General features: G+C 37.5%; 2 protein-coding genes. Both read left to right on the forward strand.

Annotation, left to right across the window (positions count from 1 at the left end):
- The coding region (locus tag ACNQGG_RS17125; protein ID WP_417966042.1) for a T9SS type A sorting domain-containing protein at positions 1-1906 on the forward strand (1906 nt) is incomplete at its 5' end.
- A gap of 1020 nt (positions 1907-2926) precedes the next feature.
- Positions 2927-5558, forward strand: a 2632-nt coding sequence (locus ACNQGG_RS17130) for a beta strand repeat-containing protein (protein WP_417966044.1), incomplete at its 3' end; no start/stop codon positions are given.

A 5558-nucleotide genomic window follows, 5' to 3' on the forward strand; every position in this document is an offset into this window, starting at 1 on the left:
ATTTGCTTATACAGGTTCGGCACAAACACCAGCTACAGTTAGTGTAACAGGAGCAGGAGGTTTGAATTTAACACCAGCAGCTGATTTTACAAACAACACCAATGCCGGAACAGCAACTGCTAGTTATACTTATACAGAAACTGCTAACTATTTATCAAGTTCAGACAGTGAGAATTTCACCATCGGTAAAGCTGCAACTACAACTGTGGTTACTATCGCTGCTGGCCCATTTGCTTATACAGGTTCGGCACAAACACCAGCTACAGTTAGTGTAACAGGTGCAGGTGGTTTGAGTTTAACTCCAGGTGCTGATTTTACAAACAACATCAATGCCGGAACAGCAACCGCTAGTTATACTTATGCGGAAACTGCTAACTATTTATCAAGTACAGACAGTGAGAATTTCACCATCGGTAAGGCTGCAACTACAACTGTGGTTACTATCGCAGCAGGGACATTCACCTATACAGGTTCTGCAATAACACCCGCTACGGTTACTGTAACAGGAGCAGGTAGTTTGAATCTGACACCTTCTGCGGTTTATTTGAACAACATCAATGCAGGAACAGCTACTGCAAGTTACACTTATGCAGGTGATGCTAACCATTTAGGAAGTATTTATAGTAAGACTTTTACGATTGGTACAAAAACAGCAAGTGTAACACCAAATCCATCTAGCAAATATTGCGGTCAGGCTGACCCTCTTCTTTTCACTGGCTCTTTAAATGGATTCATAGGTAGCGATAATGTAACAGCAATGTACAGCAGAACAGCAGGCGAAACTGCAGGAGGAACATATACAATTAGTACATCATTGAGTCCTGTCGGTGTGTTAAGTAACTATAGCATTACTTATAATACTTCTTTGTTCACAATAAACAGTGTCGCCATAGATGCTAGTGCCAGTAGCGTTCCAGTTCCTATTGGTTCAAATGCATTGCTAAGTGCTACAGTTTTTTCATCAATTTCGGGTAATCTTTCTGGCATCAATGTATTATTCACGCTTGATAATGGGAATGGTGGAATTACAAGTTATGCTTCTCTAACAAACAGCAGTGGTTTAGCTACATTTTCTGTTACCAGCCTTGCAGCTGAAGTATACAAGATTACAGCTCTAACTGGTGCTGGTTGTGCTACATCAAATGCATATCTTACAGTATACGATCCAAATGGCGGATTTGTAACTGGAGGTGGATGGATTAACTCCCCTGCGGGCGCTTATGTAGCTAACCCAGCACTTATTGGAAAAGCTAATTTTGGTTTTAATGCCAAGTACAAAAAAGGAAGCACCACAGTGGATGGAAATACAGAGTTTCAATTTCAAACTGGAAATCTAAACTTTTCCAGTAGCAGTCACGATGCCATGTCATTAGTAATTGCAGGAGCACAATCAATATATAAAGGAAAAGGGACCATAAACGGTATTCTTGGATATAGTTTTATGGTTTCTGCAATAGACGGTGACATGAAAGCAACAGCAGTTACAGATAAATTTAGAATCAAAATTTGGGTAACAACATCAGGTACTATTGTTTATGATAACCAAATTGGTGCAGCAGATAACGTAGATGCTAATACTGCACTTGGCGGAGGCTCTATTGTAATACATGAAGTGAAGAAAAATTCTGCAAAAGTGGAACTTGTAGAAAAAAAATCAGAACTTATTCCATTTAATGTAACGGCATATCCTAATCCATCGAGCCAATACTTTACTATAGAGATGAAAGGTGGCAGCAATGAAAAAGTGGAAGTTTTAGTTTATGACTCACTTGGAAGAATGGTGAAACACATTGATAATAGTGATGGACAACAAATTAAGTTTGGAGATGGGCTTCCATCAGGTGCTTACATTGCGATAGTGAGTCAGGGTATTAACCAAAAAACGGTCAGGCTAATAAAACAGTAACGCTTATTTCATAATTGTTTTTTTAATTAACTCCATCTCAATTTTATTGGGATGGAGTTTTTTTATATAGCAGTTAAAATGATTTGAGAATTCAGTTTTAGGTAAAAGCAGTAAATACATAAGCATCAGGAATGGGTTTCAATTTAAAATGAAATATTTAGCCTTATTGCGTTTTATGAATAATGATTTGGGCTGATAGCATTATAATAAATTAAGGAAGTTTTTAATATAAGGAGTTGTCGGGTTTCACAAGGTTATTGAGGAGAGTTGACTTAATTTTGAATTAAATTTTCATCAATTCAAATTAAAAATCGGATTCAAAAGCCAGCATATTTTATCATTATATTTTTTTTATTTCCTCTGAAAATCATAAGGTATGTAGTTCATAGTTTTTTTTATTCCTTTAATCGGAAATGTATGAAAAATTGGACTAATGTGTTCTTAATTACATAATTTAGCATTTAAGTTGATGAAATTCAGATGATTATTTGAATGTTTTTTGTCTAAAAAAACCGTAAATTTTATAAAATTATGTTAAATGGTTACAACTCAAAAAAGTTCTTTCCGCATTTATATTTTAAGAAAAAACAGTCCCAATTCATTATTTGAATTCAATAAATATGAAAACATTTCTACCCAAATCTGGATTTTTAACTATAGTTCTTTTTATTACAAATATTTTTTTTTATCGCACATTAACTTTACCAGAACTGGAATATGGGTAAGTTCCTTCCGTTACATTAATAGGATTCATTTTCTAAGGGGTAATAAGTAACTTTAAATTGTATTTCGTTTTCATAGTATTTGAATACAGAGCTTACTGATATTTTAAATCAAGTATAATAGGATTAGATATAGTTTCAGTTTCCTGAAATAATATTTTAATTTTCTTGTACTACTTCCAGTGCCATAATCCATTTTTATTATTAATCCTTATATTACAAAAATAGCTCTCTTACAAAAGAGAGAAGGCTTTACTATTTTAAGAAATTAAATTACTCATACAAAAAAATAAGTTTCATGAAAAATATTTTTACTTCACAAGAAAAATTACTACATACAATCATATTGATAGTAGTATGTATTTTTAGCTTTATAGGCACAATTGACAAGGCCTATGCTCAATCTCCACAAGCGATTCCTTATCAAGGTGTAGCTCGCAATGCTAGTGGAGATATACGAGCTTTACAGAACATCAGTTTGAGATTTTCTATTCATAATAGTACTTCAACAGGTACAATTGTGTTTCGAGAAACCCATAATGTTACGACTACCAATCTTGGATTATTTAATGTAAATATTGGTTCAGGCTCGCCGACTACTGGTACTTTAGCAGCTGTAAACTGGGGTATTGGCGCTAAGTTTATCCAAGTTGAAATGGATGCAACAGGAGGTCTATCTTTTGTTGATATGGGGACCACACAATTGAATAGCGTACCTTATGCATTGTATGCCGAAAATGCAAATGTAGCAGGTGTAGCAGGTCCTGCAGGTCCTGCAGGTCCTGCAGGTCCTTCGGGAGCAACAGGTCTTCAAGGAATTCAAGGGTTACCTGGAGTTACGGGATCACAAGGATTAAAAGGAGATACTGGTGCAAACGGAGCACAAGGTCCAATAGGATTAACCGGAGCTACAGGCGCAGCAGGAACAAATGGAATAGATGGATTAACTGGAGCACAAGGTTCGATAGGATTAACAGGAGCTACAGGTTCTACTGGAGCAATTGGTTCTCAAGGTCCGATAGGATTAACAGGAGCTACAGGTGCCGTTGGATCAAATGGAACTAATGGTGCGGATGGTCTGACAACTTCCGTAAATGGCGTAACTCAAGTTTCAGGAGCAATAACACTGACAACTTCTAATATAGCTGAAGGAACTAATTTATATTATACAGATACTAGAGTTGCTGCCAATTCAGCTGTAACAGCCAATACGGCTAAAGTTGGAATCACTCCAGCACAAGCTACAGCGATTACTACTAGCACAACAGCGATTACCGCACTTGAAACAGAGCAAACAGCACAGAGTCTTGCCATTGCAGTCAATACAGATGCAATAGCAACAGAGACATCAACTAGAACAACTGCAGATGGTCTTCAAAACACAGCTATTTCTGACAATGTTTCAGCAATTTCAGCAGAAGCTTTAGCTAGAATAAATGGAGACGATACCAATGCAGCTTCAATTTTAGCAGAAACATCATCTAGAACAACTGGAGATGCTTCCAATGCAACTGCAATATCTGGAGAAGCTACAACCGCAAGAGCTGCTGAGTTAGCTAATGCCAATGCAATTTCAACAGAAAGCACAACTAGAGCCACTGCTGACACTGCTCACGATAACGCAATCGCTGCCAATGCCAATGCGATTTCAGCAGAAGCTTTAGCTAGAATAAATGGAGACGCTACCAATGCAGCTTCAATTTTAGCAGAAACATCAGCTAGAACAACTGCAGATGATCTTCAAAATATAGCTATTTCGAATAATACAGATGCAATAACAGCAGAAGCTTTAGCTAGAACTGATGCAGATGCTATTCAAAATATAGCTATTGGTGCAAACGCTACAGCTATATCAACTGAAACTACAGCTAGAACAAATGGAGATATTACTAATGCTTCAGCAATAACAGCAGAAACTTCAGCTAGAACTGATGCAGATGCTATTCAAAATACAGCTATTTCGAATAATACAGCTGCAATAGCAACAGAGACAACAGCAAGAACAACTGCAGATGGTATTCAAAACACGGCTATTACTACCAATGCTTCAGCAATTTCAGCAGAAGCTTTAGCTAGAACAAATGGCGATGCTACGAATGCAGCTGCAATTACAACAGAAACTTTTGGCAGAACTGCTGCAGACACTGCTCATGATACAGCTATCGCTGCTAATGCAAGCGCAATTACATCAGAAGCTACAACTGCAAGAGCTTCTGAGTTAGCTAATGCAGCTTCAATTTCAGCAGAGACATCAGCTAGAACAACTGCAGATGGTCTTCAAAACACAGCTATTTCGAATAATACAGCTGTAATAGCAACAGAGACATCAGCTAGAACAACTGCAGATGATCTTCAAAATATAGCTATTTCGAATAATACAGATGCAATAACAGCAGAAGCTTTAGCTAGAACAAATGGAGACGCTACGAATGCAGCTTCAATTTCAACAGAGACATCAGCAAGAACAACTGCAGACGGTCTTCAAAATATAGCTATTTCGAATAATACAGATGCAATAACAGCAGAAGCTTTAGCTAGAACAAATGGAGACGCTACGAATGCAGCTTCAATTTCAACAGAGACATCAGCAAGAACAACTGCAGACGGTCTTCAAAACACAGCTATTTCGAATAATACAGCTGCAATTTCAGCAGAAACTTCTGGCAGAACTTCTGCTGACACTGCTCACGATAACGCCATCGCTACCAATGCTACTGCAATATATGGAGAAGCTACAACCGCGAGAGCTGCTGAGTTGGCTAATGCCAATGCGATTTCTGCAGAAGCTACAACTGCAAGAGCTGCTGAGTTAGCCAATGCAGCTTCAATTTTAGCAGAAACATCAGCTAGAATAAGTGGAGATGCTTCCAATGCAACTGCTATTTCTGCCAATGCAACAGCAATTTTAGCAGAAGCTTTAGCTAGAACCG

Origin of the sequence: Flavobacterium esculini, assembly GCF_048284325.1 — a bacterium.
Classification (GTDB): domain Bacteria; phylum Bacteroidota; class Bacteroidia; order Flavobacteriales; family Flavobacteriaceae; genus Flavobacterium.